The organism is Kitasatospora sp. MY 5-36 (assembly GCF_001182915.1).
Taxonomy (GTDB): domain Bacteria; phylum Actinomycetota; class Actinomycetes; order Streptomycetales; family Streptomycetaceae; genus Kitasatospora.
In genome coordinates, this window is the sequence record NZ_LFVW01000057.1 from 1 (window position 1) to 26962 (window position 26962).

The following is a 26962-nucleotide window of genomic DNA, read 5'->3' on the forward strand; positions in this document are numbered from 1 at the left end:
CGCCGCACTCCCGGGCGCCGCAGCCCAGTTGGGCCTCGGCGAGGCGCTCGCCGCCGCCCAGCTCAAGCTGCGGGCGGCCCTGCCGGCCGAGCTGCGCGAGCACGCCGGGCGGATCCAGGAGCGCTTCCTGCTCGACGCGCCCGGCTGGTACGGCGCGGCGGACGAGACCCCGCACCTGGCCGCCGTGGCCGCCGCGGTGTGGGAGCGCCGGGCGGTGGTGCTGCGGTACCGGCGCTGGCGGGCGCCGGAGGAGATCGAGCGGCGGGTGGAGCCGTACGGGCTGGTGCTCAAGGCGGGGCGCTGGTACCTGGTCGCCGCCGGGCCGACCGGGATGCGCACGTACCGGGTCGACCAGGTCGTCGAACTGCGCGAGCTGGACGAGGAGTTCGCGGTGCCGGACGGCTTCGGCCTGGGCGCGTACTGGGCGGACTACCTCGCCGACTTCCGGGCCCGGCTGCACACCGGGGAGGCGCTGGTCCGGCTCACCCCGGAGGGCGCCCGGCGCCTCGGGGTCGCCGCCGCGGACGGGGGCTGGACGGAGGCCCGGGTGCCGATCGAGTCGCTGGACCACGCGCACGGGGAGTTCCTGCGGCTGGGCGCCGACGTCGAGGTCCTGGAACCGGCCGAACTCCGCGCCCGCATCGCCGCAACGGTCCGGACCCTGGCCGCCCGCTACGGGGGGTGACCCCCGGGCCCGGACAGCGGAACGCCCGACCGGCGGGGGGCCGGTCGGGCGGTTCCGGGGGGCCGGTTCGGCCCGGGGAGGGGGTGGTTTCAGGACTCCGTGGGCGCGGGCTGCCCGGCGGCACGGGTCAGCCGGTGCAGGCCCAGGGCGATGCAGGCGGCGAGGGCCGCGCAGATCACGACGGCGAGGAAGCCGTTGCCGACGCCGGTGGTCATGGCGTCCGGGGCGGTGGCGCCGGAGGCCAGCTCGCCGTCGGTGGAGGTGGCCAGGATGGTGCCGATCACCGCGATGCCGAGGGCGGCGCCGCTCTCGTTGAAGGTGTTCAGCAGGCCGGAGCCGACGCCGGACTCCTCGGGGAGCACGTGGGAGGTGCCGACCCCGTACAGCGGGACGAAGCAGGTGGGCAGGCCGGCCCCGATGACGGTCAGCGCGACGATGGCGACGACGGTGCTGGACGGTCCGGTGACCAGGACGGCGGCGCCGGCGATCTGGGTGAGTGCGCCGATCAGGTAGGTCAGGCCCGGGCCGACGGCGCCGATGAGGTTGGGCACGACGGAGGCGAAGACCAGCGCGGCCAGGCCCATGGGGAGCATGGAGAGGCCGGTGGCGAAGGCGCTCATGTCGTGCGCGCCCTGGAAGTAGTTGCTGGCCAGGTAGGAGCTGCCCATCATCACGATCGCGGCGAGCAGCAGCCCGAGGCTGCTGAGCCAGTAGGTGGGGATGCGCAGGAGGTGCAGCGGGAGCAGCGGGTCGGACTTGCCCAGTTCGGCCCGGGCGACGCCGGCGAGCAGGAGCACGGACAGGCCCATGCTGGCCCACGCGGTGACGGAGGTCATGCCGTCGTGCAGCCGGATCAGGCCGAAGGACAGGCAGGCCAGGCCGGCGGTGGCGAAGAAGGCGGTGGGCAGGCGCAGCGGGCGGCGGCCGTCGGCGCGCATGGCCGGCAGGCTGCGCAGGCCGATGATCCCGGAGGCGAGGCTGATCGGGATGTTGATCAGGAAGGCCCAGCGCCAGCTGACGGCCGAGACGACGAGCCCGCCGAGGACGGCGCCGAGGATGGCCCCGATCACGCCGAGGCCGCTCCAGGTGGCGAGGGCGGCCTTGCGCTGGTCCTCGTTCTGGTACACCGTCACCACGATCGACAGGGCGGCGGCGGAGAGCACCGCGGCTCCCAGGCCCTGGAGCACGCGGCCGGCGATCAGCAGTTCCTGGTTGCCGGCGAGGCCGCACAGGACGGACGCGACGGCGAAGGTGGTCAGGCCGGCCAGGAAGGACCGGCGCCGTCCGACGACGTCGGCGACGCGGCCGCCGAACAGCAGCAGGCTGCCGTACATGAGGATGTAGGCGCTGATCGTCCACTGGAGGGCGGTCTGGTCGGCGGGGAGCTCGGAGCCGATCGAGGGCAGCGCCACGTTCACGACCGTCGAGTCCAGCATGACCATCAGCTGGGCGACGCCGACGGCGGCCATCGGCATCCAGGAGGTCTTGGCGGGTTGCCGCTCCTGCCCCTGCTCGGTTCCTCGGTCGTTCTCCTGCTTGGCGTCCACGAGTGAGATTGCCTCAGTCATCGGTTCTCCTTTCCGGGGCAACAAGATACATGCGCATGAATCGACATGGAAGGGGGGTCGGATCTAGACTGCGGAGCGTGGCGAACACTCCTCTTGCCGATCGGTGGCTGTCCCTGGTGCGCGTCTGCGCGCAGATGAACCAGAGGATCGAGCACACCCTGTCCGACGAGTTCGACCTCTGCGTGACCGCGTACGAGATCATGGAGGTGCTGTGGGCGGAGGGGGACTGGGTCCGCCCGGGAGAGGTCAGTACCCGCACCTCGCGCAGCCAGCCCCAGGTCTCCCGGATGCTGACGCAGATGGTCGACGCGGAGTACGTGGACCGCAGGCCCTCCCCGGGCGACGGCCGCGGCTACCAGATCCGACTCACCGAAGCGGGGCGGGAGGTCTTCCGGCGGGCGGCCGCGACCGTCGACGGGGAACTGAAGCGGATCACCGACGAGAACGCCGACGCCCGGGGGTGGATGGCCTGAGCCCGGGGCGTCAGACGCCGGCCGTGCCCACCAGCACGCGCTCGGCGCCGGCCGCCACCGGGGTCACCGGCCGGTGGCTGCGGCCCTGACCGCCCTGGCCGAGGTGGCCGTTGAGCGGCCGCAGGTCGGTGACCACGAAGGAGCGCCGCAGCCAGCGGTCGTTCCCGTCGTAGCGCGGGGTGAAGTCGGTGCGCCCGTGCACCGCACGGCGGTTGTCCAGGATGATCAGGTCGCCCGGCCGGAGCACCAGCCCCTTGAGCGTGCGGCGCACGGCCTCCTCCAGCCGCTCCAGCGCGGTCCGCGCCCGCGGCGTGGTCGCGACGGTGGCGTGGAAGTCCACCATGAGGTCCGGGCAGTCCTCCTCGCCGGAGAGGACCGGCATGGGCGCGGTCAGCACCCCCACCGAGGCGTCCGGGACGAAGGAGGAGCTGAACCTGGTCCGGAACTCCGGCCGCCGCAGGGCCGCCACCGTCTCGGCGTCCAGCAGCGGCAGGGCGTCGCCGATCCCGCCGCTGACGGTGGCGGCGACCTGGTCGTGGTCCGCGCGCAGGCAGACCAGGCTGAGGAAGTGCGGCGGGTTGGGGTGGAAGCCGTCCTCCGTGTGGAGCTCCAGCAGGACGGAGCCGCTGTTCTCCTGGCGCTGCTCGGCGCCGCGCTTCGGGCAGACGTCCTGGACCAGCCGGCCGTCCTTCTCGTCGCTGTAGGAGATGGAGCGGCCGAGCATCGACATGACCATGAGCTGGCTGATCGTCGCCACCGGGACCTCCGACCAGGTCGGCTCCGACTCCGGCCGGTCCGGGGTGGCGGGCAGCGTTCCGACCGGCAGGCCGGTGAGCAGGAGGCAGCCGCCGGCGTTGCTGCGGTCGCGGAACGCGATGAGCGCCCGCCGGACCGGGGCCGGCAGCGCGGCGGCCGCCAGCTCGACCGCGTGCAGCAGACCGGCGTCGTGCAGCGAGTGCCCGCGGAAGTCGAGGGCGACGGCCAGCGCGGCCCGGGCGATCTGCTCCGACTCCTCTGCGGTCAGCCGGATGCCGGCGCTGCGGATGTCGGTGTAGGTGAAGTCACTGGTCATGGTGCTGTCCTCTCTCTCGACGGGCCGGCCGCGCGCAGGGCCCACTGGCGGCGGGCCCGGTAGACCGGTGCGGGGGCGAAGCCGTTCCAGGCCTGCTCCGGCGGCAGCCAGGCGAGGAAACGGGCCCGCTCCAGGTGGCGGTGGAGGCGGTCGACGAGGCGCCGGCCCCTGGTCATCGCGACGTGGTGGACGTCCACCGCGACGGTGCGGGGCAGGGGCCGCCCGGAGACCAGGACGTTGACCATGTGCACCGCGAGCGCGCCGAACTGGGTCGCCGCCTCCGTGAGTTGGGGAACGCTGTAGTCCGGCCGGGCCAGGCCGCGGCGCAGCTCCCGGTACATCTCGCCGGGGATGTGCGCCCGGGGCGCGATCCGGAAGACCACCTCCCAGGTGTCCAGACGCTCCTCGTCGCCCGGGGCGATCTGGCCGTCGAAGATCTCCCGGACCACCCGGTAGTCGAAGCACTGGGCGGCGAGCATCCCCGCCATGTCCCAGGCCGTCACCAGCGGCTTGCGCTGGCGGCAGGCTTCCTGGTGCAGGCGGATCTTGGCCGCGAGGCCCGAGGGGGTGGTGACGTCGACACCGTCGACGATCACGTCCGCCTGCTCCACCAGCGCCCGGACGTTGGCCGCGGTGATGCCGTCCGGGACGACCCGGGCGTCGACGTGTGGGTTGATCCCGCGCAGCAGATCGACGCCGACGGAGGCCTTGTTCCGGCCCAGGTCGTCCACCGTGGCGTTCTGCCGGTTCAGGTTGTTGAGCTCGTACGTGCCCACGTCGGCCAGGACGAAGTGCCGGTACCCCATCCGTCCGAGCGGCTGGACGGTGGCCCCGCCGATGGAGCCGCAGCCGGCGATCAGCAGGCGCGTCCGGCCGATCCGTTCCTGGAGTTCGTCCGGGATCAGTCCCTGGTTGCGCTGGGTCAGGCACGCGTAGAACTGCGCCTCGTCCAGCTCACGGGCCTGTTCGGGGGTCTCCACGTCGATCGCGGTCATGACCGGGCCTCCAGGAAGTCGACGAGTCGGGAGCGCACCGAGCCCTCCCGGCCGGAGCCGAGCACGGTCCGCAGGTGTTCCAGCGTCGGCCGCAGCGCCCCGTCGTCCGTGAGGACGAAGGGGTACGAGCGCTCCTGCTGGTCCCACATGGGGGCGAAGAGGTCGGTGGGGTCGGGCGGGACGGGTGCGACATCCAGCGTCCGCACCGCGAAGCCCAGCAGGCGCAGCTGGTTGACGGCCCCTTCGAGCTTGCCGTCGCCCACGATCGCGGCGGCCGGGTCGCTGTCCAGCACCTCCAGGCAGCCGGCCGCCCAGGCCAGGTAGACCCACCAGGGGACGCTGACCGCGGCCTGCGAGCGGGGCATCGCGTAGTCGCGGACCAGGCGCTTGCCCTCCCGCACCAGGTGCGAGGGGGTCCGCGGGCCGAGGTGCTCGGCCAGCGGGAGGGCGTAGTCCCGCTCGACGACGAACGGCCGGTGGCCGGGGTCGCCGAGCGGGGTGTCGGCGTGGTCGCGGGCCGCGGCCAGGGTTCCGTAGCCGCGCAGGCGCCCGGTGGACCGTTCCACGACGAGGGTGTGGAAGTCCCGCAGCGCGAACTCGTCGTACGGTTCGGCGCGCAGACCGCGGGCGGCCACCGCGGCCGCGTCGACCCACCCGCGCTGGAGGTACTGCACCAGGCGGAAGCGGTAGACCTGTTCCAGCGCGGCGGCCGGCAGCCGCGCGCCGGCGACGGTCAGGACCAGCAGCCCCTCGGGACTCACCGCGTGGAAGAGCGGGTCCCCGGTGAGCGACTCCTCCAGGCCCGGCAGGGTGATGTCGGCGCCGTCGCGCAGGAGGTCGTCGCGGTGGCGGTCGGCGAGGGCGGTGGTCATCGGATCTCCGGGACGGAGAACAGCTCACCGGTGATCACGAGCGCGAGCGCCTCGGGGGAGCCCTCGTAGATCCGCGGCCCGTAGGCGTCCCGCAGGACCCGGTCCATGCCGTCCCCGCGCTGGAAGGCCTGGGCGCCGATCAGGGCCATGGCGGCGTCGGCGTTGTCGATGGCGGCGCGGTCGGCGACCAGCTTGGCGACGGCCGGCTCGTACGCGGGGGTCGGGATGACGTTGTCGGCCTTCACCGCGGCGTCCAGGTACAGGGCCCGGGAGGCGGAGACGCGCGCGGCCATGTCGGCGAGCTTGCGCGCGGACATCTGGTGCTCGTACAGCAGCCGGCCGCCCTGCCGGCGGCTGCCGCTCCAGGCGACGGCCCGCTCCAGGGCGTGCCGGGCGATGCCGGTGGCCAGTGCCGCGCAGGTCACCCGGGTCACGTTGCCGATCGCCACGTTGAGGTCCCACCCGCCGGCCAGGCCGTTGAGGACGTTCTCCTCGGGGACCCGGGCGTCGGTGAAGACCAGCTCGCCCGCCGGCGCGGTCCGGTAGCCGACCTTGTCGTGGATCTCGCCGCGGGTGACGCCGTCCTGCTCCAGGTCCGTGACGAAGCAGGTCAGGCCGGTCGATCCGGGCTCGCCCTCCAGGTTGGCCATGACCGTCGCGTACGTCGCCACCGGGGCGTTGGTGATGTACCGCTTGGTGCCGTTCAGCAGGAACCCGCCGCCGGAACGCCTCGCGCTGGTCATCTCCTGGGCGTGCGGCGCGTTCTGCGGGAGCACCAGGTCGGTGCCGTTGCGCTCCTCGGCCACGGCGTTGCACGCCAGGACCGGGTCGGGGCCGAGGAACTTCGGCAGGTAGCGCTCCTGGAGGCGGGTGTCGCCGGAGATCAGGATCGGGGTCTGGAACAGGCCGGTCGCGCCGAAGACCACGGCCATGCCGGGGTCGGCGGCGGCCAGCTCCTCCAGGACGAGCGAGACGGCGATCTGGCTCAGCCCGAGGCCGCCCAGCTCCCGGGGGATCGCCATCCGCAGCAGGCCGACCTGGTGACCGGCGCGGACGGTGTCCCAGTCCACCTGGCCCTTCTCGACGGCGTCGCGCTCGGCGGCGCCGGGGGCCACCTGGTCCTTGGCGAACGCGACCACGGTGCGCAGGGCGTCCGCCTCGTGGGCGGCGAGCAGCGGGTGGTCGGCGGGGGAGTGGAGGGTGGACATGGGTGCTCCTTGTCTGGGGTGGTGGACGTCCGGAGGGCTCGGAGTCCGGGATTCCGGACTCCGGGTGCTCAGCGGCCGAGGCCGAAGGCCGCCAGGGCCTGGCCGAAAGCGAAGGTCTGCATCACCGGGCCGTGCGAGGACAGCCGGCGGCCGGTGACGGAGCGCATGAAGGTGCGTCGGCCGGAGGTGATGTCCAGCAGGTCGGCCCAGCTGATCCGCAGCACGTGGGTCGGAGCGGCGTCGGTGGTCCGGCCCTGCGGGTCGAGGGTCACCTCGGTGTCGGGGTCGCTGAGGACGAAGCGGACGGTGGCCCCCGCGGCGGCCCACTCGGGCGCGGCCTGGGCGGCCGCGGCGAGGGCCGTGACGGTCTTCTCGGGCGAAATGGTCATGGGGAACCCCTGGGAAGTGGTGATCGAGGAGGTCCCCAGTTATAGATCAGGACCGTGATCCACTTCACCGTGACGACCGCACCCCGGGGAGTTATGGTTACCCCGAAGTAACAGCCGGTCCACGGGGGGAGACCGAAATGAATGGTGACTGTCTTGCGCGTCTGGTAATGGACCGCATTGGCGAGCGGTGGACGATGCTCGCCTGTCAGCAGATTTCCGCCGGTGCGCGACGATTCTGCGATCTGAAATCCGGCATGGAGGGCGTTTCGGGCAAGGTGCTGTCCGAGACGCTGGTCCGCCTGGAGCGGGACGGCTTCATCGGGCGCCGGGTCGTCGGGAGCCGTCCGCCGGCCGTGATGTACGAGCTCACGCCCATGGGGGAGAGCCTGTTGCGACTGGTCGAGGGCATCGTCGCCTGGTCGGAACTGTACGGCGAGGACATCGAGCGGGCGCGCCAGGCGTACGCCGACCTCGAACTGGCCGCCGTCGGCTGACCGGGGCGCCGGACGCGCGATCGTATGGGATCAGGGCGTCGTTCCGGTGCGGTGCAACCGGCCGAAACATTGTGGAAATGATTTCTTCGCACGCGCGGCCCGGCGAATAGCCGGTCGACCGCGGGCCCGGCCCATTCCGCACCGCGGAACCGGCCGGGTCCGCGGCGGTGCGGAAGCTCGCGGGAGAAATCGGGAAAGGCGCTGAATTGTCCGGCTTTCCCGTTCCCGCCTCAGGGGCCCGGCGGGGTCGGCGACGAAGTGGTCGAACTCGCCGGCCTTGGCGCCGCGGACCCAGGCGTTGAACTTGATGCGGGTGGTGGTGACGACGAGGGTGGGGTCGTTGGACTGCCGGATGTAGACGTGGTCGCCCGCGGAGGCGATCTCGATCCAGTCATCCTTGTCGCTGCTGGTGCTGGACCTCTGCCAGACGAGGTGGTCCACGGATGCCCTCCTGGTGGTGCGTGGCGGCCGGAACGAGGGTACTGCTCCCTGTGCACGGGTGGCGGCATCGTTTCGGTCATGTCAATTCGTGCGAGACGTTGTGCTATTCCATTGGGGTGTCAGTCGTTCCTACACTGAAGCCCCGCCGCACGGGGGCTGCGGGAGGCAGGTTTGCCGACGGGCCCGGGGGAGGCGCGTGTGACTGACCGGGGCTGGGACGAGGACGACGCCCGGCCGTACTTCTTCCTCTCCTACGCGCACACCCCCAAGGCCGGTGCGCGGGGCGCGAGCGACCCGAACCACTGGGTCAGGCAGTTGTACCGGGATCTCTGCGAGGCGGTGCTGCAGCTCACCACCGTCCCGGACGGGGTCGCGGTCGGCTTCATGGACGAGTCCATGCACCAGGGCGAGTTGTGGGCCGAACGGCTGTCCGACGAGTTGGCGACGTGCCGGGTCTTCGTACCCCTGTACTCCCCGAGGTACTTCAACAGCGTCCCGTGCGGCCAGGAGTGGCACGCCTTCACCCGTCGGCCGGTCTACCCGGCGAACCTCGACTCCGAGCGCACCAGCGGCATCGTGCCGGTGCTGTGGGCGCCGATGAGCCGCTACCGGCTGCCGAACGTGGCCAGTGAACTCCAGTTCAACCACACGAGCTTCGGGCCCGAGTACGCCACCGAGGGGCTCTACGCGCTGATGAAGCTCAGCTACTTCCGCTCCTCCTACGAGCTGGCCGTGCACCGGCTGGCGGCCCGGATCGTCCAGGTCGCCGAGGAGACGGTGATCCCGGTCGGGCGGCGGCTGGAGTTCAACACCCTCCCGAGCGCCTTCAATGTCACCGCCCCGACCAAGCAGCTGCGGATCTCCGTACTCTCCTACCACCAGAACGAGTTGCCCGCCGACCGCAGCCCGGACTACTACGGCGAGCGGCGCACCGACTGGCACCCGTACCGGCCGGTCGGCTCGCCGATCGCCCAGCACGCGGCCCGTCTCGCACGGCAGTTGGGGTTCCAGCCGACCGTGCACGAGTTCGACGACGAGGTCGAGTCGATCATCGACGGCAACGCCGAGGCTCCCGGCCTGCTGCTGCTCGACCGCTGGGCGCTGCGCGACCCGCGCCGGCGCGAACTGGTCCGGCGCTTCGACCGCTCGGACGCCACCTGGGTGAGCATCCTGGAGCCGTTCAACGGCGACGACCCCGAGTGCGCCGAACGCTCCGACGAACTCGGCGACTTGAGCGACGATGCGCTGCGCATCACCCGGCGCGCGAGCCGGCCGAGCTTCCTCGGCGCGACCGGCCCGACCGGGCTGCACACGCTGGAGGACTTCGACGACGCGCTGCCCCGGGCGGCGATGAAGGCCAAGTACGCCTTCGAGGGCCGCACTCGGGCAGAACCGGAGGAACCGCCGCCACCGCGGCCGAGCCTGCGGGACGCGTTCCGGCGCCCAGGGGGCGGGTACGGGTCGGACGGAGCCCCGGCGGACCCCTTCGGGGACGACCAGGTGGACGATCCCGCCGACAGCAGAAGCAACGGCAACGGCCGCACCCAGCACCGGAGTCGGAACAACGGCAACGACCCGCACCGCGAGCACGCACCGTACCGCGACGACGGCGATGAACCCGATGACGGGATGGCGCCCTTGGGAGGACGAGGACCGCAATGAGTGAGCGAAGCGAACGAATCATCGGAGGGTGCGTGTCTCGCGAAGCGACCGCCGAGCGCAGCGAGGTGGCCGCATGAGCGACAACGTCACGAGGAACCTGCGCCTCGGCGGCCTCACCGCCGCCGACCTGGCCGCCCAGCGGGAGGCCGGGCGGCAGGCGGCGGAGCAGGACCGCAACGGCCGGATCATCACCTTCTACTCGTACAAGGGCGGCACCGGCCGCACCATGGCGCTCGCCAACACCGCCTGGATCCTGGCCGCCAACGGGTTCCGGGTGCTCACCGTGGACTGGGACCTGGAGGCGCCCGGCCTCGCCAAGTTCTTCCACCCGTTCCTCGACCAGGCCTCGCTGGCCGGCACCACCGGCATGATGGACCTGATCGCCGAGTACCGGGAGGAGGCGCTGCGCCCGGTCGAGCACGCCGAGGGCTGGCACCTGGACTTCGCCCGGGTGCACCCGCACGCGCTCTCGCTCATCTGGCCGCACTTCCCGGCCGGCGGCAGCCTGGACTTCCTCTCCGCGGGCCAGTTCAACCGCGACTACTCCGAGGCCGTCACCCACCTCGACTGGGACATCTTCTACGACCGCTTCGACGGCGGGCAGTTCTTCGACGCCCTCAAGGCCGACATGGCCAAGCGCTACGACTACGTGCTGATCGACTCCCGCACCGGCCTGTCCGACATCGCCGAGATCTGCACCGTCCAGATGCCCGACGACCTGGTGGTCTGCTTCACCCTCAGCGACCAGTCCATCGACGGCGCCTCCCGGATCGCCCAGCACATCCACGACCGCTACCGGGAGCGCGGCATCCGCATCCTGCCCGTCCCGATGCGCATCGACGAGGGCGAGAAGGAGAAGGCGGACGCCGGCCGCGCCCTCGCCCGGGTCCGCTTCGACGGGCTGCCGACCGGCTTCGAGGGCGAGGAACTCGCCCAGTACTGGGGCTCGGTGGAGATCCCGTACCGGCCGTTCTACGCCTACGAGGAGATCCTCGCGACCTTCGGCGACCAGACCGGCACGCCCACCTCGATGCTGGCCGCCTGCGAGCGGCTCACCTCCATGATCACCGAGGGCCGGGCGGCCGGCCTGCCGCCGATGGACGAGGAGGTGCGGCTGCGCTACGTGGACGCGTTCACCCGCCGCCGCCCGTCCGTGCCCGCCGACCTCTACCTGTCCTACGTCCCCGAGGACCGGATGTGGGCGGACTGGATCGAGTCCGTCCTGACCAGGGCCGGCTTCCGGGTGCTGCCGCGCGACCTCAGCGCCGGCACCGACCCGCGCGAGGAGACCGAGCGCGGCATCGACTCCGCGTACCGGACGGTCGCCGTGCTCTCGCCCGCCTACCAGCGCTCCCCGCAGGCGCGGGCGCTGTGGGAGTCGGTGGTCAGCTCCGACCCCTCCGGCACCCGGCGCCAGCTGCTGCCGGTCCGGGTCGGCGACGTCCGGCTCACCGCGCCGTTCAGCAACCGCAACCCGGTCGACCTGGTCGGCCGCGACGAGACCCAGTCGATCCAGAGCCTGCTGCGCGCGCTCGGCCGCGGCGACTCCCCGCTCGACGAAGCGCCCAGCGGCGGCCCGCGCTTTCCCGGCAGCAAGCCCTCGGTGTGGGACGTCCCGCCGCGCAACCCCTCCTTCACCGGCCGCGCCGCCGTCCTGGAGCAGCTGCGCAACCAGCTGCGCGGCGGCATGGCGGCCGTGCTGCCCACCCCGCAGACCCTGTACGGGCTCGGCGGCGTCGGCAAGACCCAGGTGGCCCTGGAGTACGCCCACCGCTTCATGTCCGACTACGACCTGGTCTGGTGGATCGACGCCGAGCAGATCGAGCTGGTCGCCCCGGCGCTCGCCGAACTCGCCCGCCGGCTCGGCCTGCGGGTCGGCGACTCGGTCACCGAGGCGGCCGAGGCGGCCCGGGAGGCGCTGCGGCGCGGTGTGCCCACCTCGCGCTGGCTGCTGATCTTCGACAACGCCGACGAGCCCGCCGAGATCCGCCGCTTCTTCCCCGGCGGCTCCGGCCACATCCTGGTCACCTCCCGGAACCAGGCCTGGACCGGGCACGCCGAGGCGCTGGAGGTCGACGTCTTCACCCGCGGGGAGAGCGTCGAGCACCTGTGCCGGCGCGCCCGCAGCCTCTCCCGCCCGGACGCCGACCGGGTCGCCGAGGCGGTCGGCGACCTGCCGCTGGCCGTCGAGGTGGCCGCCGCCTGGCTGGACACCACCGGCACCCCGGTGGAGACCTATGTCTCCCAGCTGCACGCCGAGGCCGCCCGCGCGCTGGCCGTCGGCCGCCCGGCCGACTACCCGACCCCGGTCGCCGCGACCTGGAACGTGTCGATCGGACGGCTGCGCCAGCAGTCCCCGGCGGCCGTCCGGCTGCTCCAGCTCTGCGCCTTCTTCGCGCCCGAGCCGATCTCGATGAACCTCTTCTACAGCGACCAGATGATCCGGGCGCTGGTGCGGTTCGACGCCGACCTCAGCGACAAGTTCATGCTGGGCAAGGTGATCCAGGCGATCGGCCGGTACGCGCTGGCCAAGGTCGACGCCGGCAGCAACAGCTTCCAGGTGCACCGGCTCGTCCAGGCGGTGATCCGGGCCGGGATGACCGCCGACGAGCAGGAGGTCGCCGTCCACGAGGTGCACCGCATCCTCACCGGCGCCCGGCCCGTCCTCGGCGACACCGACGACCCGGCCAACTGGCCCGCCTTCGACGAGATCTGGCCGCACCTGTCGCCGTCCAAGGCGCACAACTGCGACGAGGCGGACACCCGCCAGCTGCTCATCGACCGGGTCCGCTACCTGTGGAAGCGCGGCGAGCTCGACCGCGCCCGCGACCTCGGCCACGCCCTGGACGTGGAGTGGACCGGCAAGCTCGGCGAGGACGACCGGCAGACCCTGCTGCTGCGCTTCCAGCTCGCCAACGTGCTGCGCTCCCAGGGGAACTACGGCGAGGCGCTGGCCCTGGACGAGGACACCCTGGAGCGCCAGCGGGCCCTGCTCGGCGAGCACCACCCGTACACCCTGATGACGGCCGGCTCGCTCGGCGCCGACCGCAGGGCGCTCGGCCGGTTCCAGGCCGCCCTCGACCTCGACCGCGAAATCCTCGACCAGTTCCGCGAGTTGTTCGGCGACGACAACCCGCGCACGCTCTCCATGGCGAACAACCTGGCGATCGACTACCGGCTGGTCGGCGACAGCGAGGCGGCCCGCGAGCTCGACCAGGAGACCCTCGACCGGCGCACCGCCGTCCTCGGCCCCAAGCACCCCTACACCCTGTCCACCAAGTCCAACCTGGCCCGCGACCTGCGCGAACTCGGCGACTACCGCGGCTCGGTGGACCTGCTCCAGGAGGTCACCTCCGACCTCGGCGACGTGCTCGACCCGGACCTGCCGGAGAACCTGCGCAACGCCAAGTCGCTGGCCGTCTCGCTGCGCCGGATCGGCCAGCTCGCCGAGGCCCGCCGGATCACCAAGGAGACCTACGAGCGCTACCTGGAGCGCTACGGCGCCGACGCCCCCGACGCGCTCGCCTGCGCGCTCAACCTGGCCGCCGACCACAGTGCCTCCGGCGACAAGGAGGCCGCCCGCGACCTCTGCTCCACCGTCTTCGAGGGCCACCGGCGGCTGTTCGGCGACGAGCACCCGTTCACCCTGGCCTGCGCCAACAACCTCGGCATCTACCTGCGGGGCAGCGGCGACGTCCCGGGCGCCATCGAGCGCGGCCGGATCACCTTCGAGGGGCTGACCCGCTCGGTCGGGCCCGAGCACCCGTACACCCTCAACGCGATGATCAACCTGGCCAACGCCTACGGCGACGACGGGCAGCTGGACCGCGCCGAACGGCTCGGCCGGGCCGCGTACCAGGGGCTCTGCGACCGCTACAGCGCCCAGCACCCGGACGCGGTGGCCTGCGAGGCCAACCTGGCGATCACCCTGCGGTCGGGCGGGCGGCACACCCAGGCGGCCGAACTGCGGGCCCGGGCGATCTCCGAGCTGATCCGGCAGTTCGGCGAGGAGCACCCCAACACGGTCGCCGCGCGCGGCTGGAAGCGGATCAACCGGGACCTGGAGCCGCAGCCGGTCTGACCGGGCAGGGGGCGGGGTACGCTGCCGGACCATGAGCACCCCGCCCCCGGTCCTGGTCACCCGGCGCCTCGCCCCCGGCGTCATCGAACGGCTCACCGCGCACCACGCCGTCACCTGCCACGACTCCGACCTGGCGATGGACCGGGCCGCCCTGCTGGACGCCGTCCGCGGCCGGCGGGCCGTGATCACCACCCTGGACGACCGGGTGGACGCCGAGTTCCTCGACGCGGCCGGCCCGGGGCTGGCGGTCGTCGCCAACCACGCCGTCGGCTACCACAACGTGGATGTGGCCGCCTGCGCCGACCGCGGGGTGCTGGTCACCAACACCCCCGGCGTGCTCACCACCGCCACCGCCGACATGGCCTGGGCGCTGCTGCTGGCCGCCACCCGCCGGCTCGGCGAGGGCGAGCGGCTGCTGCGCTCCGGCGCGCCCTGGACCTGGGCGCCGAACTTCCTGCTCGGCATGGAGCTGGCCGGCACCCCGCTGGGCGTGCTCGGCATGGGCCGGATCGGGCAGGCGGTGGCCCGCCGGGCCCGCGCCTTCGACATGCCGGTCGGCTACCACAACCGCCGCGAACTGCCGCCCGAGCAGGCCGGGGGCGCCGACTGGAAGCCGCTGGAGGAACTGCTCGCCACCTCCACCGTGCTGGTCGTCACCTGCCCGTTCACCGCCGACACCCGGCACCTGCTGGACGCCCGCCGGCTCGCCCTGCTGCCGCGCGGCGCGGTGGTGGTCAGCATGACCGCGGGCGTGGTGGACGAGGAGGCGCTGGCCGCCGCGCTGGAGTCCGGCGCGCTGTTCGCCGCCGCCGTGGACAACTTCGAGCGCGAGCCGGCCGTCCCGTCCGCGCTGCTCGCCCAGGAGCGCGCCGTGCTCGCCCCGCACCTGGGCAGCGCCACCGTCCGCACCCGGCAGGCGATGGGCGGCCTTGCGGTGGACAACGTGCTGGCGGTGCTCGGCGGTTCGGCGCCGCTGACGCCGGTGGTCCAGCGCTCCTGACGGCGGTTCAGCGCCCCGGACGCCGGTGGAGGTCCGAACCCCCCGGGGCACCCCAGCCGGCCGCCCAGGCCAGCGCGGTGGTCATCACCCGGAACGCCCCGAAGTGCGCGGCGCCGGGCTCCAGGAACAGCTCGGCGTCCGGGATGTGGTCGGCCAGCCAGCGGGAGTGGTCGACCGGCGAGAACTGGTCGTCCGCGCCGTGCCAGAGCCAGGTCGGCACCCGGACCGACCCGACCTCGAACCCCCAGTCGGCGGTGAAGGCCAGCACGTCGTCGATCCAGCCGTCCGCGCCGTGCCGGAACGCCTCCCGGTAGTTGCTCTGGAGCATCCGCCGCAGCCCGCTGTCGGCCACCACCTCCCGGTCGGCGGCGGAGAGTTCGGTGCGCAGCCCGTTCAGCAGCCGGACCGGGTCGTCCTTGATCTGCCGGGAGCGGAACTCCATCGCGTCGGCGATCCGGCCGTGCCCGCGCTCGGCCTCCTTGTAGGCGCGGACGTTGGACGGGGTCATCCCCGCGTACCAGTCCAGACCGGTCGCGTTGCGCGGGGCCAGGCCGACCAGCACCGCCGCCCGGCTGACCCGCTCCGGCAGCAGCGCCGCGCAGGCCAGCGCGTGCGGGCCGCCGCCGGAGCGGCCGAGCACCGCGAAGTTCTCCAGCCCGAACTCGTCCGCGATGGTCCGCACGTCCGCGGCCGCCGCGCTCACCCGGCGGCCGAACAGCCGGGTCGAGTCGCCGTAGCCGGGCCGGTCGTACGAGATGAGCCGTACGCCCAGCCGGTACAGCACGGTGCTGCGCGGGTGCGGGCCGACCCGGCTGCCGGGCATGCCGTGCAGCAGGAAGACCGGACGGCCGCGCGGGTCGCCGAGGGACTCCACGGCGAGGGCGCGGTCGTCCGCCGTCTTGACCGTCCGTAACGACACCTGCGGCCTCCTCAGTGCTCCGGGTCGGTTGCGTGCTCCCGGTCGGTGGTGGTGCGCACCTCCCGGCGCGCCTGCCAGGTGGTGTGCTCGCGGGAGATCGCGTCCTCGGCGTCCCGGGCCAGGCGGGCCCAGACCTCCTCGGCCTCCATCGACTCCAGGTCCAGCTGGGCGAGTTGGCGCTGGACCTGCGCCAGCTCCTCGGCGGCCAGGGCGTACGCGGCGGCCAGCGGCCGGTACTGGCGCAGCTGCGCCCAGGCGGCGACCGAGGCGGCCACCGCCGACACCGTGCCCAGCGCGTCGTAGCCGAACGCGCCGAGCGCCCGCAGGACGGCGAGCACCAGGCCCAGCGCGGGCAGCAGCACGCCCAGCACCCCGGCCCAGTGCCCGGCGCGGGCGCAGTAGCGGGCCTTGGCGCGGTACCAGTCGTGCTGCAGCCGGATCCGCTCGGCCAGGTACACCTCGCGGCGCACCGCCAGCGGCTGCCCGCGCAGGTCGCGCATCGCCGGGGTGATCTCCACCCCGGCGTCCGGGACGCCCACCGGGGTCTCCCGGAACGCGCCGAGCACCCGGGCGAGCTGGAAGCGGTACAGCCCCTCGGCGTCCGGCAGGGGGCGCGGCGGGGGCTGGTAGGCGTCGGCCCGGACGGCGTACTTCCAGGCCAGCGTCTTCACCGACTCGGCGGCCGCCCGGCCCTCGTACCAGAGGCCCTGCGGGTTCTGCCGGCTGATCACCACGGCCAGCGCGATCGCGCCGAGGTAGGCCGCCGCCGCCGGCCAGGCCCAGGGCTCGCCGTCGGCGGAGCCGGTCGCCGCGGCGACCACCAGCAGGACCAGCTCCCAGGCGGAGAGCAGCACCGAGCGCCGCTGCCCGCGCAGTGAGGCCGCGTCGGCGGCCCAGAAGAACTCGGGCAGCAGGTCCCGCTCACGCACCCACCCGGTCCGTCCCGCAACAGACGCCATGTTCGGCCCCCACCAGTCGCTCCGGTCGCACCGCTCTCCTGCCCCGGGCGGCTCGCCGGTACGCCTGGTGACGGCCGGGGCGGCCGGATGTGGCCGGGAAGACCCGGTGGTTGTCCGGTACTCCCCGTGTTCGGTCCGGCACCCAGCGTGCGGGAGGCGGTGGGGGCGTGCGGCGGCCGACGGGTGTGCGCGGGCGACCTGCCGGTGCGGACCGGCGGGTTCACCCGGGCGGGAGTGCGGCTCAGTAGGTGTAGAAGACCCGCTCGGCGTTCTCGGCCATCTGCTTCGCGTTCCACTCGGTGCCGCCCGGGACGTTGCCGGAGCGGAACAGCGGCGGCGCGGGGCACTCCCCGGCGGCCGCCCGGTCGGCCAGCCGGCCGACCGCCGAGGCGACCACGGCCTGCATCAGCGCGCTGGTCACGATGGTGGAGACCGGGCCGAAGGTGGTCTCGGCGCCGGGGTGGGTCAGCTCGCCGTCGCCGACCGCGATCTTGCTGTCCAGCACCACGTCGCAGTGGTCCTTCAGGTAGGTGCCAGTCGGGTGCGCCGAGGGCACCTCCCGCGGGTACGCGAGCGAGGTCACACCGACGACCTTGAGGCCGCGGTCCCGGGCGTACCGGGCCAGCTCGACCGGCATCACCTGGCGGCCGGAGAGCGAGATCACGAACAGCAGGTCCCCGGCGGTCGCCGGGGTCAGGTCCAGGGTGGCGGTGGCCAGCCCGGAGACCCGCTCCAGCGCGCTGGACAGCGGCGCGGGCATCACCGTCACCCCGGCCATCCCGGGCACGTTCAGCAGGTTCACCGGGACCAGCCCGCCGGCCCGGTAGACCACGTCCTGGGCCGGCAGCGCGGAGTGCCCGGCACCGAAGGTGAACACCCGGCGACCTTCGGTCATCGCCTCCGCCAGCAGCGCGGCGGCAGCCTCGATGGTGTCGGCCTCCTCCTCGCGGACCCGCTGGAGGTGGGAGATCGCCGCGTCGAAGTACCGGCCGACCAGGTCGTTCATCTGCTGCCTTCGCTCTCTGCCGGTGGGGGATCCGGCCGGGTGGGGTGGTCCGGGTGGTCCAGACCGCCGGTGGAGAAAGCTTCGGCGAGCACGGTCGCGCCCCGGCGGCATCGTTGTCAACAGGAACAAAACGGGTCCCCGGAGCCCCGGGGCGGACCCGGTTGTCGGTCCGGTACGTCAGAATTGGCGGTGAGGACACCGAAGAACGGAGCCAGCGGCGATGTCTGGGCTGATCGACACCACTGAGATGTACCTTCGCACCATCCTGGAGCTGGAGGAGGAGGGCATCGTCCCGATGCGCGCCCGCATCGCCGAGCGCCTGGAACAGAGCGGTCCCACGGTCAGCCAGACGGTCGGCCGGATGGAGCGCGACGGGCTGCTCCAGGTCGCCGGGGACCGCCACCTGGAGCTGACCGAGGAGGGCCGCCGGCTGGCGGTGCGCGTCATGCGCAAGCACCGCATCGCCGAGTGCCTGCTCGTCGACGTGATCGGCCTGGAGTGGGAGCAGGTGCACGAGGAGGCCTGCCGCTGGGAGCACGTGATGAGCGAGACGGTCGAGCGCAAGGTGCTCGCCATGCTCGGCCACCCCACCCAGTCCCCGTACGGCAACCCGATCCCGGGCCTGGACGAGCTGGGCGACACCAAGGCCGAGGGCGAGGGCTTCGACGCCGGGCTCGTCCCGCTGGACACCGTCAAGCCGGGCGAGGCCGGGGCCGACGTGGTGGTCCGCCGGATCGGCGAGCCGATCCAGACGGACAGCGCGCTGATGAGCACCCTGCGCCGGGCCGGCGTCCGGCCGGGCTCCACGGTCAAGGTGAGCGCCGGCGTCGGCGGCGTGCTGGTCGGCACCGGGGACAACGCGGCGGAGCTGGGCAAGGACATCGCCCAGCACGTCTTCGTCGCCCAGGCCTGAGCCCGTACGGCGCCGGGGTACTCCGGTACGGCGAAGGGGCCCGCTGCTCCCCGTGCAGCGGGCCCCTTCGTCCTCCCCATCCCCTCCGTCCCCTCCTGTTCCCTCCCGCTTCCCCTCCGTCGCCGCCGCCCGGCTTCCCCGTCCGAGCGCCCCTGCCGGCGTCCCCACACATCGCAATTCCTCCCCTCGGCCGATCATGGCAATCCTTGAGTGCTGTCACTCGTACGAGGGGCTTTGCCGGTTGACCAGCGGGTACACGGAGGCCTTATCCGGACATGCGTATGACGGGCCCCGTCCCCGGTGGGGGACAAGGCCCGTCACTCGCGCGCGTGGTGTCGCGCGGAGCGCGCCCTCACCCGATCGGCAGAGGGCGGCTGGTCTCGGGGGCGTCCGACACGCCCGGGGCCGAACGGAGCAGGCCGGGTGGCGCGGGTCGGACGGAGTGGGTCGGACGGAGTGGGTCGGAGGTGGCGGCTCGGACGGAGCGGGTCGGGGGAGCGGCCCGGGCTCAGCCCACCGGCGCGGGCTGGGCGGCCCCGGCGGTGCGGACCGAGGGCGCCTCGCGGCCGCAGGCGTACGCGAGCGGGCTGATCAGTTCCGCGGCGTCCGGCAGCCAGCGGTTGAGCGCGGTGGGGGAGCGGGCCCACTGGGCGTACCCGAGGGAGCCGATCCGGGACGGCGGGGCGACCGTCCAGTCCCCCTCGCCGCGGGCGACCAGGTCCAGCCGGCCGGGCGGCCAGCCGAGCCGGCGGAGCATCTCCGGGAGCCTGGCCGCGACCCCGGGCAGCACCAGGAAGTGCAGCCGCCGTCCGATCCGCCCGGGCGCGGCGGGCTGGACCGCCACCGGTCCGAGCTGGAGGTCCATCCGCTCCATCCGGGCGAGCGCCAGGCAGCCGGCCGTCTCCGGGACGTCCAGGACGTCGAACGAGCGCCCGGTGGGCAGCAGGATCGACGCCTGCGACCGCTCGGTCCACCAGCTCCGCACCGCGCCGGGGCCGGCGCTCGCCTGCCGCGCCCAGTCCGGGTCCAGCGGGTGGGCGCCCGGCAGCGTGCAGCGCCGGTCGCCGCAGGAGCAGCGGACGCCGCCGTCGCCGTCGTCGACCAGCCAGGCGCCCGGGGCGACCTCCCAGTGGCGGGTCTCGGCGTAGCCGACGGCTTCGATGAGTAAGGGGGGCGGAGCGGCCTTCTCGTTCCGGTCCGCGTCGGGGATGTCTTCCACGGGGTGCTCAACTACCGTGCGTGAGGCTGGTTACGGCCCGGAGCCGCCCGGTTGGGTGCATCGCGGCAATGTCACCCGTTCCGGTTAGTCGACCGAGTTGAAGGGCCCGAGGGCAGGCGCAGCGGGGGCGCACAGGAGCATTTACCAGGGCGCAAGGGGGGTGCGGTTCGTCACCGTGGGTATCCCGCTGGCGTTGCTGATCGCTAACCTGGTGTCAGATTCCTTGGACGGTCGGACAGTCGGCAACAGATCAGCAGAATCGTCGCCCGCCGGCCGGGACCGGAGGGTGTGGGGAGGCGAAGCCCAATGGCCGCGAGACCACTCGTCGCACGACAGCCCAACGAGCGTCTGCAGCAACTGATCCAGGAGGCCAGCTGTTCCAATGCCGGCCTGGCCCGCAGGGTCAACCTCTGCGGCGCCGAGCACGGGCTGGACCTTCGGTACGACAAGACCTCCGTCGCCCGCTGGCTGCGCGGGCAGCAGCCGCGCGGGCAGGCGCCGGCCGTGATCGCCGAGGCCCTCGGCCGCAAGCTCGGCCGCAGCGTGTCGGTCGAGGAGATCGGCATGGCGGACGGCAAGAACCTGAGCTCCGGCATCGGGCTCCAGTTCGCGCCGACCATCGGCGCCGCCCTGGAGCAGGTGTGCGAGCTGTGGCGCAGTGACGTCGGCCGGCGGGACTTCCTGACCGGCGCGACGGTCGCCGCGTCCGCGCTGGTGGAGCCCAGCCGGGACTGGCTGATCACCCCGCCGGACCCGGTGGTGGCGCGGGCCGGCGGCCCCCGGGTCGGTCCGACCGACGTGGCCGCGATCAAGGCGACCACCGCGATGCTGGTCGACCTGGACCACCGCTTCGGCAGCGGCCACGTGCGCCCGGTGGTGGTGCACTACCTCAACTCGGTGGTCTCCGGCCTGCTCGGCGGCGCCTACCGGGAGGAGACCGGGCGCCAACTCTTCGCCGCCGTGGCCAGGTTGACCGAACTGGCCGGCTACATGGCGGTGGACACCGGACAGCCCGGGCTCGCCCAGCGCTACTACATCCAGGCGCTGCGGCTGGCCCAGGCCGCCGACGACCGCGGCTACGGCGGCTACGTGCTGGCCGCCTCGATGAGCCACCTGGCCGCCACCCTCGGCAACCCGCGCGAGATCGCCCAACTCGCCCGCGCCGCCCAGGAAGGCGCCCGCTCGGTGGCCACCCCGACGGCGATGGCGATGTTCTACGCCGCCGAGGCCCGCGGCCACGCCCTGCTCGGCGACGCCCGCTCCTGCGAGACGGTGTCGGCCAGGGCGCTGGAGGCGATGGAGAAGCGCCGCCCGGAGGACGACCCGGACTGGATCGCCCACTTCGACGACGCCTACCTCGCGGACGAGCTCGCCCACTGCCACCGGGACCTGGAGCAGGCCGGCCCGGCCGAGCACTACGCCCGGCGGGCGCTCGACCTGCACCCGCCGACCCGGGTCCGGCGCCGCGCGGTGGACCTCGTCCTGCTGGCCACCGCCCAGCTCCAGCAGCGGGACCTGGAACGCGCCTGCGAGACGGGCACCCAGGCGGTCCGGCTGCTGAGCGGGCTGCGCTCCAACCGGGGCGTGGAGTACCTGGACGAGTTCCGGCGCCGCCTGGAGCCCTACCGGGAGCAGCGGGTGGTCCGGGAGTTCCACGCCCGGGCCGACGCCGAGGCGGCTTAGCGGCGGCCCAGGGCCTGTCTCCTGGATCCTGGCGGACCCGGCGAGGATCCAGAAGACAGGCCCTGAGCCCGGGGCCGCCGCGGATCGTCTGTGCAGGGAGCGTGACGGATGTCCCGCCCACGTGGTCACCCGGTGAGGCGAACCGGTAGCGTGGGCGCGACGTCCAATGGAACTGTGATGCTCCCAAGAACCGACGAGATGTGGTCCGCCGTCAGTGCGCGGTCCTGCACAGGTGAGGAATCGCGTTGAGTCAGCGCCGCTCGTACCCGAACTCCGGTGACTTCAACCTGGACGACCTGTTCCGCCCCGAGCCCGGCCAGCCCCAGGGCCAGCCGGGCCAGCCGGGCCCGCCGCAGGCCCACTCGGCGGTGCCGCCGGTGGGACAGCCCTCCGGGCAGCCGGAGTACCTCGGCGAGGGCGCGCACGCGCTGCCGACCCAGGCCATGCCCGCGCAGCCGATGCCCGGCCAGTCGATGGCGGGCCAGCCGATGCCCGCGCCGAACGCCCCGTGGGGCGCGCCGCAGCCCGGCTACGGCGCCGCGCAGCCCGGGTACGGTGCGCCGCAGCCCGATCCGGCCCCGGAGACCCAGTACCTGCCGCCCTACCCCGGCGGCGACCCGCAGACGGCCGGCTACCCGGCGGCGCAGGCCCAGCCCGGCTACCCGCAGCCGCAGCCCGCGCCCGGCTACCAGGCCTACCCGCCGGCCGCGCAGCCGCAGCCGGCCTACCCGGCGCAGGACTACCACCAGGGCTACGCCCCGGAGCAGGGGCAGGACTACGGCCAGGGCTTCGACGCGACCCAGGCCGGTGGCTCGGGGCGGGGCGGGCGTCCGTCCAACAAGCTGATCATCGGCGGTGTGGTGGCGGGCTGCGCGGCGGCCGGCATCCTGGTCGCCGTCCTGATGAACGGCGGCAGCGAGCCCACGGACGACACCAAGAAGACCGGCCCGGTGGCCGCCACCGCCGGCACCACCGGCACCGGCGCCCCCGGGACGGCGAGCGCGAGCGGCTCCGGCGCGGCCGTCGACCCGGACGTCAAGGCCCAGGCGCAGCCGCTGTCGGACCTGCTGGGCACCGCGAGCGACAGCCGCAGCTCGGTGGTCTCCGCGGTCGCCTCGGTGCAGAAGTGCGACAAGCTGCCCGAGTCCCAGCAGGCGCTGACCGCCGCGGCCGGCAAGCGGCGCGAGCTCCAGAGCAAGCTCGGCCAGCTGAAGACCGACAAGCTGCCCGGCGGCCAGCAGCTGGTCGACCAGCTCAACGCGGCCTGGACGGCCTCGGCCCAGGCCGACGACGAGTACGCGGCCTGGGCGCAGGACGCCCAGGGCGGCTGCGACGCGAAGAAGCAGGACAACCCGCACTACAAGAACGCCGTCCAGGCCAGCGGCACCGCGACCACCGCGAAGAAGCAGGCCGCCACGCTCTGGAACACGATCGCCGCCCAGAGCGGACTGCCGAACCGGAACGACGGCGACCTCTGAGCGGCGGCGCCCGCTGAGCGACGGCGGCCCCTGAACGACCGGAGGGGACGGGCCCGAGGGCCCGTCCCCGCTCCGCTCCGGGCGGCGTGCGTCAGGCCGGCGGACGGCCTCCGGTGAGCGTCCAGCGGATGTCCACGAAGCCCGGCTGCTGCAGGGTCATCCGGCCGTTCCTGACCACCTGGTAGGTGACCCAGGTGTTCACCAGCCGCGGCGACCCGCTGCTGGGCAGCATGTTGGTGGTGCCCCAGTTCAGCGGCGGGGTGATCCCGACGTCGATGACCTCGCCGCCGTCCAGCAGCGAGGAGACGGCCTTCGAGGAGACCGGCTTGCCGGCCTCCGCCAGCTTCTGCACCGCCGTCCGGAACACCTCGTACGCGACCCAGGTGGTCTGCACGCCCGGGTCGGAGACGTCGATCGGGTGCCCGTTGGTGGTGTCGGTGCGCACCACGGCGCGCAGCCCGTCCCAGATCTTCGCCGACTCCGGCGGGTACCAGCTGGTGACGTAGGCGCCGCCGAGCGGGCCGGAGTCGCCGCCGGTGGAGTCCACCACCGACTGCTGGACGCTGCCGATGATCGAGGCGATCCGGGTGTTCTTCGGGTTCAGCCGCCGGTAGGAGTCCAGCAGGTTGCCGGTCGGCTCGGCGGCCAGGGCGCTGGTGACGCAGGTGCCCGGCTCGTCCTTGCCGATCGCCTTGCGGACCACCGGGGTGTAGTCGGAGGACTGCTCGGGCGCCTTGACGTCCGTCAGCCGGATCCCGGCCGGCCGCAGCGCGGTGCCCAGGTAGCCGAGCAGGTTGTCGCCGGCCGGGGTGTCCGGGCGGACCAGGGCGACGGACTTGCAGCCGGCGTCCACCAGCTGGCGGCCGTTGCCCGCGATCAGCGCCGGCATGCCGCCGTCCACCGGGTAGGACAGCGGGCTGGCGAACTCCGGCTGGGAGAGCCCGTAGCCGCCGATCAGCGGGATGCCGGCGCGCTCCAGCACCGGCATGAACGCCTCGCCCCACTGGCTGTACGAGCCGATCACGGCGACCGCCTTGGCGTCCACCGCCTGCTGGGCGCAGGCGCGGGCACCGTCCACGGTGTTGTGCTCGTTGCAGGTGATCACGCGCAGCCGGTGGCCGTTCAGTCCGCCCTTGGTGTTGACGTCCTGGCCGATGGCGGAGGCGAGCGCCGTCATGCCCGGGCGGTCGGCGGAGCCGGTGCCCGCCGGGGCCCAGGTCATCACGGTCAGGTCGCTGCCACTGGTGGAAGCATCGGCCGATCCGCCGCACGCGGAGGCCGAGAAGAGGGTGGGGAGCAGGACCGCGGCGGTGGCGGCGGCTGCGATCGGGCGTCGGCGGCGGCGTCGCACGATCGGGGGACGGGCCTGGAAGGAGTCCCTTCGGCTGGTCATCGGTTTTCCCTCTCTGGGGCGCCCTCCGGCGCACCGGAGCAAGCCAAGCCCCGGCGCCGCAAGCCGAGAGGGCCGAAGTGCGAACGGACGGCAAACGGACGCCGAAATCCGGGGCGGTACGCGTGTAGATCGCGAGTGGAGCACGAACAGACGGGGAACGTACGATCGTTCACCATGTCCGCCAGCACAGATTCTTCGTATCGGTCCACCCGAAACCCTTCTCGTCCGGGCCACCGCTCCAGCACGATGGGCGGCATGCCGCTCAACGACCTGCCCTGGTGGCGCTGGCGAGCCCGAATGCGCTCGGCGCTGCACATGCTGTCCGACCCCGGTTTCCAGCACGAGGCCTGGCTGACCGGCCGGGAGGGGTACGGCGACGTGACCGACGCCGTCTACCGGCTGGTCGAGGACACCTGGCTGGACCACTGGTCGGCCGAGAAGTACGTCGGGACGATCTTCCGCGACGCCGCCGAGGCCGCACTGGTGGACGTCGCGGTGCTGCGGGCCGTGCAGATGCTGCACGAGGTCGGTGCGGACGCGCCGGCCTCGGCCTACCTCGGCCACCCCGGCTGGCCGGAGACCGTCCGGGCCGCCCGCGAGGCGCACGTCGCGATGGCCGTGGGCGACGGGGACGACCCGGACGCGCCGCCGAAGTCGCTGGACGTGCTGCGCATCCTCACCCGGGTCTGACCGCCGGGCGCCGCCGTCCCGCAGTAGCAGCCGCCCCGCGGCAGCAGCCGTCCCGCAGTACGGGCAGCGGGACGGCGCATGTCCGGGATGTGACACGCTGGACCGTCCACGCACGTCACGACCTAGAACGGGATACCCCCAGTGCAGCAGCCGGCCGGCGCCCAGTACGTCCTCACGCTGTCCTGCCCCGACAAGCAGGGCATCGTCCACGCTGTCTCCAGCTACCTCTTCATGACCGGCTGCAACATCATCGACAGCCAGCAGTTCGGGGACGGCGACAGCGGGCTCTTCTTCATGCGGGTGCACTTCTCCGCCCCCGAGCCGGTCACCGCCGACAAGCTGCGGGCCAGCTTCGCCGCGATCGGCGCCTCCTTCGGCATGGACTGGCAGATCCACCCGACCGAGCAGCGGATGCGGATCGTGCTCATGGTCAGCAAGTTCGGGCACTGCCTGAACGACCTGCTCTACCGCACCCGGATCGGCGCCCTGCCGGTGGAGATCGCCGCGGTGGTCTCCAACCACACCGACCTGAAGGACCTGACCGAGAGCTACGGGGTCCCGTTCCACCACATCCCGGTCACCAAGGACACCAAGGCCGAGGCCGAGCAGCGGCTGCTCGACCTGGTCGCCGAGGAGAACGTCGAACTGGTCGTGCTGGCCCGCTACATGCAGGTGCTCTCCGACCAGCTGTGCACCGCGCTGTCCGGCCGCGTGATCAACATCCACCACTCCTTCCTGCCGAGCTTCAAGGGCGCCAAGCCGTACCACCAGGCGCACGCGCGCGGCGTGAAGCTGATCGGCGCCACCGCCCACTACGTCACCGCCGACCTGGACGAGGGCCCGATCATCGAGCAGGAGGTCGCCCGGGTCACCCACGACGTCAGCCCCGACCAGCTGGTCGCGCTCGGCCGGGACGTCGAGTGCCAGGCGCTGGCCCGCGCGGTGAAGTGGCACAGCGAGCACCGGGTGCTGCTGGACGGGACCCGGACGGTCGTCTTCGCCTGAGGCGCGGGGCCGGGGCCGGGGCCGGGGCCGGGGCCCCTGGGGCCTGCTACGGCCCGCTACGGCCTGGAGAGCAGCGGGAGCGCGTGCAGCACCTCGCGGACGGCGGCCCGGTCGCCGTGGGTGCCGACCGGCAGCCGGTCCGGGTCGCGGTGCGCCGCGGCCAGCTGGCACAGCTCCAGGCCGTCCAGCACCATCGAGGCCACCGGCTCGGTGCCGTCTCTGCCGTCTCTGCCGGCTCTGCCGTCGATGCTGTCGGAGCCGTCGGTGCGGAAGCCGTCGCCGTCGAGGGGGACCAGCCACTCGCCGCCCGCCGGGCCGTCGACCATCAGCCGCACCCGCCGGGCCGCCTTGACCCCGCCCACCGGCGCGGCCGGCACCCCGGCGAACTCGGGGCGGGCCGCGCGCAGCCCGGCCAGCGCCCGGGGGAGCAGCCGGACCACCAGCTCCACCATCTGCCGCAGGTGCTGCGGCGCCGGCGGGTCGTACGGGTAGGCGACCGCCCGGGCCACGTCCTCGCCGTGCACGAAGCACTCGAAGGCGCGGTCCACGAAGGCGTCGCGCAGCGGCAGCACCGCGAAGCCGTAGTCGACCGGGGTGTTGCCCTGCGGCCGGAGCGCGGCCCCGCGCACCAGGTCGTGGGCCTGCCGCCGCCAGCGGGAGCGCACCGACTGCGGTGCCAGACCGCGCTGGTCGGCGACCAGCCGGGCGGTGCGCGCGGTGATCGCGGCGTACGGACCGCCCTGCGCCGGGACGCGCG

Annotated in this window: 23 protein-coding genes and 1 pseudogene; 11 read left to right on the forward strand and 13 right to left on the reverse strand. The window is 73.4% G+C overall.

Going from position 1 to position 26962, the window contains the following annotated elements; all coding sequences use genetic code 11:
• Positions 1 to 685 (forward strand): YafY family protein (locus AE652_RS05255; RefSeq protein ID WP_049649955.1); only part of this gene is annotated, 685 nt, incomplete at its 5' end.
• A gap of 89 nt (positions 686 to 774) precedes the next feature.
• Here the strand turns inward: AE652_RS05255 and AE652_RS05260 are convergent.
• A complete protein-coding gene (locus tag AE652_RS05260; protein WP_049649956.1) occupies positions 775 to 2253 on the reverse strand; it encodes an MFS transporter in 1479 nt (492 codons plus the stop codon).
• Between the two features lie 77 nt (positions 2254 to 2330).
• Between AE652_RS05260 and AE652_RS05265 the strand changes: the two genes are divergently transcribed.
• Positions 2331 to 2726 (forward strand): MarR family winged helix-turn-helix transcriptional regulator, encoded by a 396-nt coding sequence (locus AE652_RS05265; protein WP_159028358.1) that lies wholly within the window; start codon positions 2331 to 2333, stop codon positions 2724 to 2726.
• A gap of 10 nt (positions 2727 to 2736) precedes the next feature.
• Here AE652_RS05265 and AE652_RS05270 read toward each other — a convergent pair whose 3' ends face one another.
• The 5 genes from AE652_RS05270 to AE652_RS05290 all read right to left on the reverse strand — a co-directional run bounded on the left by AE652_RS05270 (position 2737) and on the right by AE652_RS05290 (position 7262).
• Entirely contained in the window at positions 2737 to 3798 is a 1062-nt protein-coding gene (locus AE652_RS05270; protein ID WP_049649958.1) for a TauD/TfdA family dioxygenase, read from the reverse strand.
• Entirely contained in the window at positions 3795 to 4793 is a 999-nt protein-coding gene (locus AE652_RS05275; RefSeq protein ID WP_053111967.1) for a ThiF family adenylyltransferase, read from the reverse strand. The genes AE652_RS05270 and AE652_RS05275 overlap by 4 nt, the downstream gene beginning before the upstream one ends.
• Positions 4790 to 5665, reverse strand: coding sequence for a hypothetical protein (locus AE652_RS05280; protein ID WP_049649959.1), 876 nt, complete (start codon positions 5663 to 5665; stop codon positions 4790 to 4792). The genes AE652_RS05275 and AE652_RS05280 overlap by 4 nt, the downstream gene beginning before the upstream one ends.
• Positions 5662 to 6873, reverse strand: coding sequence for an acyl-CoA dehydrogenase family protein (locus AE652_RS05285; RefSeq protein WP_053111968.1), 1212 nt, complete (start codon positions 6871 to 6873; stop codon positions 5662 to 5664). The genes AE652_RS05280 and AE652_RS05285 overlap by 4 nt, the downstream gene beginning before the upstream one ends.
• Positions 6874 to 6941: 68 nt before the next feature.
• Entirely contained in the window at positions 6942 to 7262 is a 321-nt protein-coding gene (locus AE652_RS05290) for a hypothetical protein (RefSeq protein ID WP_049649960.1), read from the reverse strand.
• Positions 7263 to 7399: 137 nt separating this feature from the next.
• Here AE652_RS05290 and AE652_RS05295 point away from each other — a divergent pair, with 137 nt between their 5' ends.
• A complete protein-coding gene (locus tag AE652_RS05295; RefSeq protein ID WP_063780062.1) occupies positions 7400 to 7756 on the forward strand; it encodes a helix-turn-helix domain-containing protein in 357 nt (118 codons plus the stop codon).
• A gap of 30 nt (positions 7757 to 7786) precedes the next feature.
• On the opposite strand, the gene AE652_RS05300 is transcribed toward AE652_RS05295, so the two are convergent.
• On the reverse strand, positions 7787 to 8197 hold the full coding sequence (locus AE652_RS05300) for a DUF397 domain-containing protein (RefSeq protein ID WP_049649962.1): 411 nt from the start codon (positions 8195 to 8197) through the stop codon (positions 7787 to 7789).
• A gap of 198 nt (positions 8198 to 8395) precedes the next feature.
• Here AE652_RS05300 and AE652_RS05305 point away from each other — a divergent pair, with 198 nt between their 5' ends.
• The 3 genes from AE652_RS05305 (at position 8396) to AE652_RS05315 (ending at position 14940) form a co-directional block, all read left to right on the forward strand.
• A complete protein-coding gene (locus AE652_RS05305; RefSeq protein ID WP_053111969.1) occupies positions 8396 to 9859 on the forward strand; it encodes a TIR-like protein FxsC in 1464 nt (487 codons plus the stop codon).
• A gap of 73 nt (positions 9860 to 9932) precedes the next feature.
• Complete coding sequence (gene fxsT / locus AE652_RS05310) at positions 9933 to 13940, forward strand: FxSxx-COOH system tetratricopeptide repeat protein (protein ID WP_079272748.1); 4008 nt, start codon at positions 9933 to 9935, stop codon at positions 13938 to 13940.
• A gap of 31 nt (positions 13941 to 13971) precedes the next feature.
• Entirely contained in the window at positions 13972 to 14940 is a 969-nt protein-coding gene (locus tag AE652_RS05315) for a D-glycerate dehydrogenase (protein WP_049649963.1), read from the forward strand.
• Between the two features lie 7 nt (positions 14941 to 14947).
• On the opposite strand, the gene AE652_RS05320 is transcribed toward AE652_RS05315, so the two are convergent.
• The 3 genes from AE652_RS05320 to AE652_RS05330 form a co-directional block, all read right to left on the reverse strand.
• Positions 14948 to 15859, reverse strand: coding sequence for an alpha/beta fold hydrolase (locus AE652_RS05320; protein ID WP_049649964.1), 912 nt, complete (start codon positions 15857 to 15859; stop codon positions 14948 to 14950).
• Between the two features lie 11 nt (positions 15860 to 15870).
• A complete protein-coding gene (locus tag AE652_RS05325) occupies positions 15871 to 16788 on the reverse strand; it encodes a DUF4231 domain-containing protein (protein ID WP_049649965.1) in 918 nt (305 codons plus the stop codon).
• Positions 16789 to 17059: 271 nt separating this feature from the next.
• Entirely contained in the window at positions 17060 to 17824 is a 765-nt protein-coding gene (locus tag AE652_RS05330; protein WP_049649966.1) for a sugar isomerase domain-containing protein, read from the reverse strand.
• 220 nt (positions 17825 to 18044) lie between these two features.
• Here AE652_RS05330 and AE652_RS05335 point away from each other — a divergent pair, with 220 nt between their 5' ends.
• The gene (locus AE652_RS05335) at positions 18045 to 18737 is read left to right on the forward strand and encodes a metal-dependent transcriptional regulator (protein ID WP_049649967.1); all 693 of its coding nucleotides are present in this window, start codon (positions 18045 to 18047) and stop codon (positions 18735 to 18737) included.
• Between the two features lie 508 nt (positions 18738 to 19245).
• Here the strand turns inward: AE652_RS05335 and AE652_RS05340 are convergent.
• Complete coding sequence (locus tag AE652_RS05340) at positions 19246 to 19956, reverse strand: bifunctional DNA primase/polymerase (protein WP_053111970.1); 711 nt, start codon at positions 19954 to 19956, stop codon at positions 19246 to 19248.
• A gap of 306 nt (positions 19957 to 20262) precedes the next feature.
• On the opposite strand from AE652_RS05340, the gene AE652_RS05345 reads away from it, so the two are divergent.
• Complete coding sequence (locus tag AE652_RS05345; protein ID WP_049649968.1) at positions 20263 to 21639, forward strand: hypothetical protein; 1377 nt, start codon at positions 20263 to 20265, stop codon at positions 21637 to 21639.
• Positions 21640 to 21884: 245 nt separating this feature from the next.
• Complete coding sequence (locus AE652_RS05350) at positions 21885 to 23117, forward strand: hypothetical protein (RefSeq protein ID WP_049649969.1); 1233 nt, start codon at positions 21885 to 21887, stop codon at positions 23115 to 23117.
• 91 nt (positions 23118 to 23208) lie between these two features.
• On the opposite strand, the gene AE652_RS05355 is transcribed toward AE652_RS05350, so the two are convergent.
• Positions 23209 to 24510 carry an ABC transporter substrate-binding protein gene (locus AE652_RS05355; protein ID WP_049649970.1) on the reverse strand — a complete coding sequence of 434 codons (1302 nt, stop codon included), beginning with the start codon at positions 24508 to 24510 and terminating at the stop codon, positions 23209 to 23211.
• A 174-nt stretch (positions 24511 to 24684) separates the two neighbouring features.
• Here AE652_RS05355 and AE652_RS05360 point away from each other — a divergent pair, with 174 nt between their 5' ends.
• Together AE652_RS05360 and purU are read left to right on the forward strand one after the other, a co-directional pair.
• Positions 24685 to 25200 carry a hypothetical protein gene (locus AE652_RS05360; protein WP_074005503.1) on the forward strand — a complete coding sequence of 172 codons (516 nt, stop codon included), beginning with the start codon at positions 24685 to 24687 and terminating at the stop codon, positions 25198 to 25200.
• Between the two features lie 141 nt (positions 25201 to 25341).
• A complete protein-coding gene (gene purU, locus AE652_RS05365) occupies positions 25342 to 26205 on the forward strand; it encodes a formyltetrahydrofolate deformylase (protein WP_181970649.1) in 864 nt (287 codons plus the stop codon).
• 56 nt (positions 26206 to 26261) lie between these two features.
• On the opposite strand, the pseudogene AE652_RS05370 reads toward purU, so the two are convergent.
• Positions 26262 to 26962: pseudogene (locus AE652_RS05370) on the reverse strand (hypothetical protein); the annotation flags it as partial.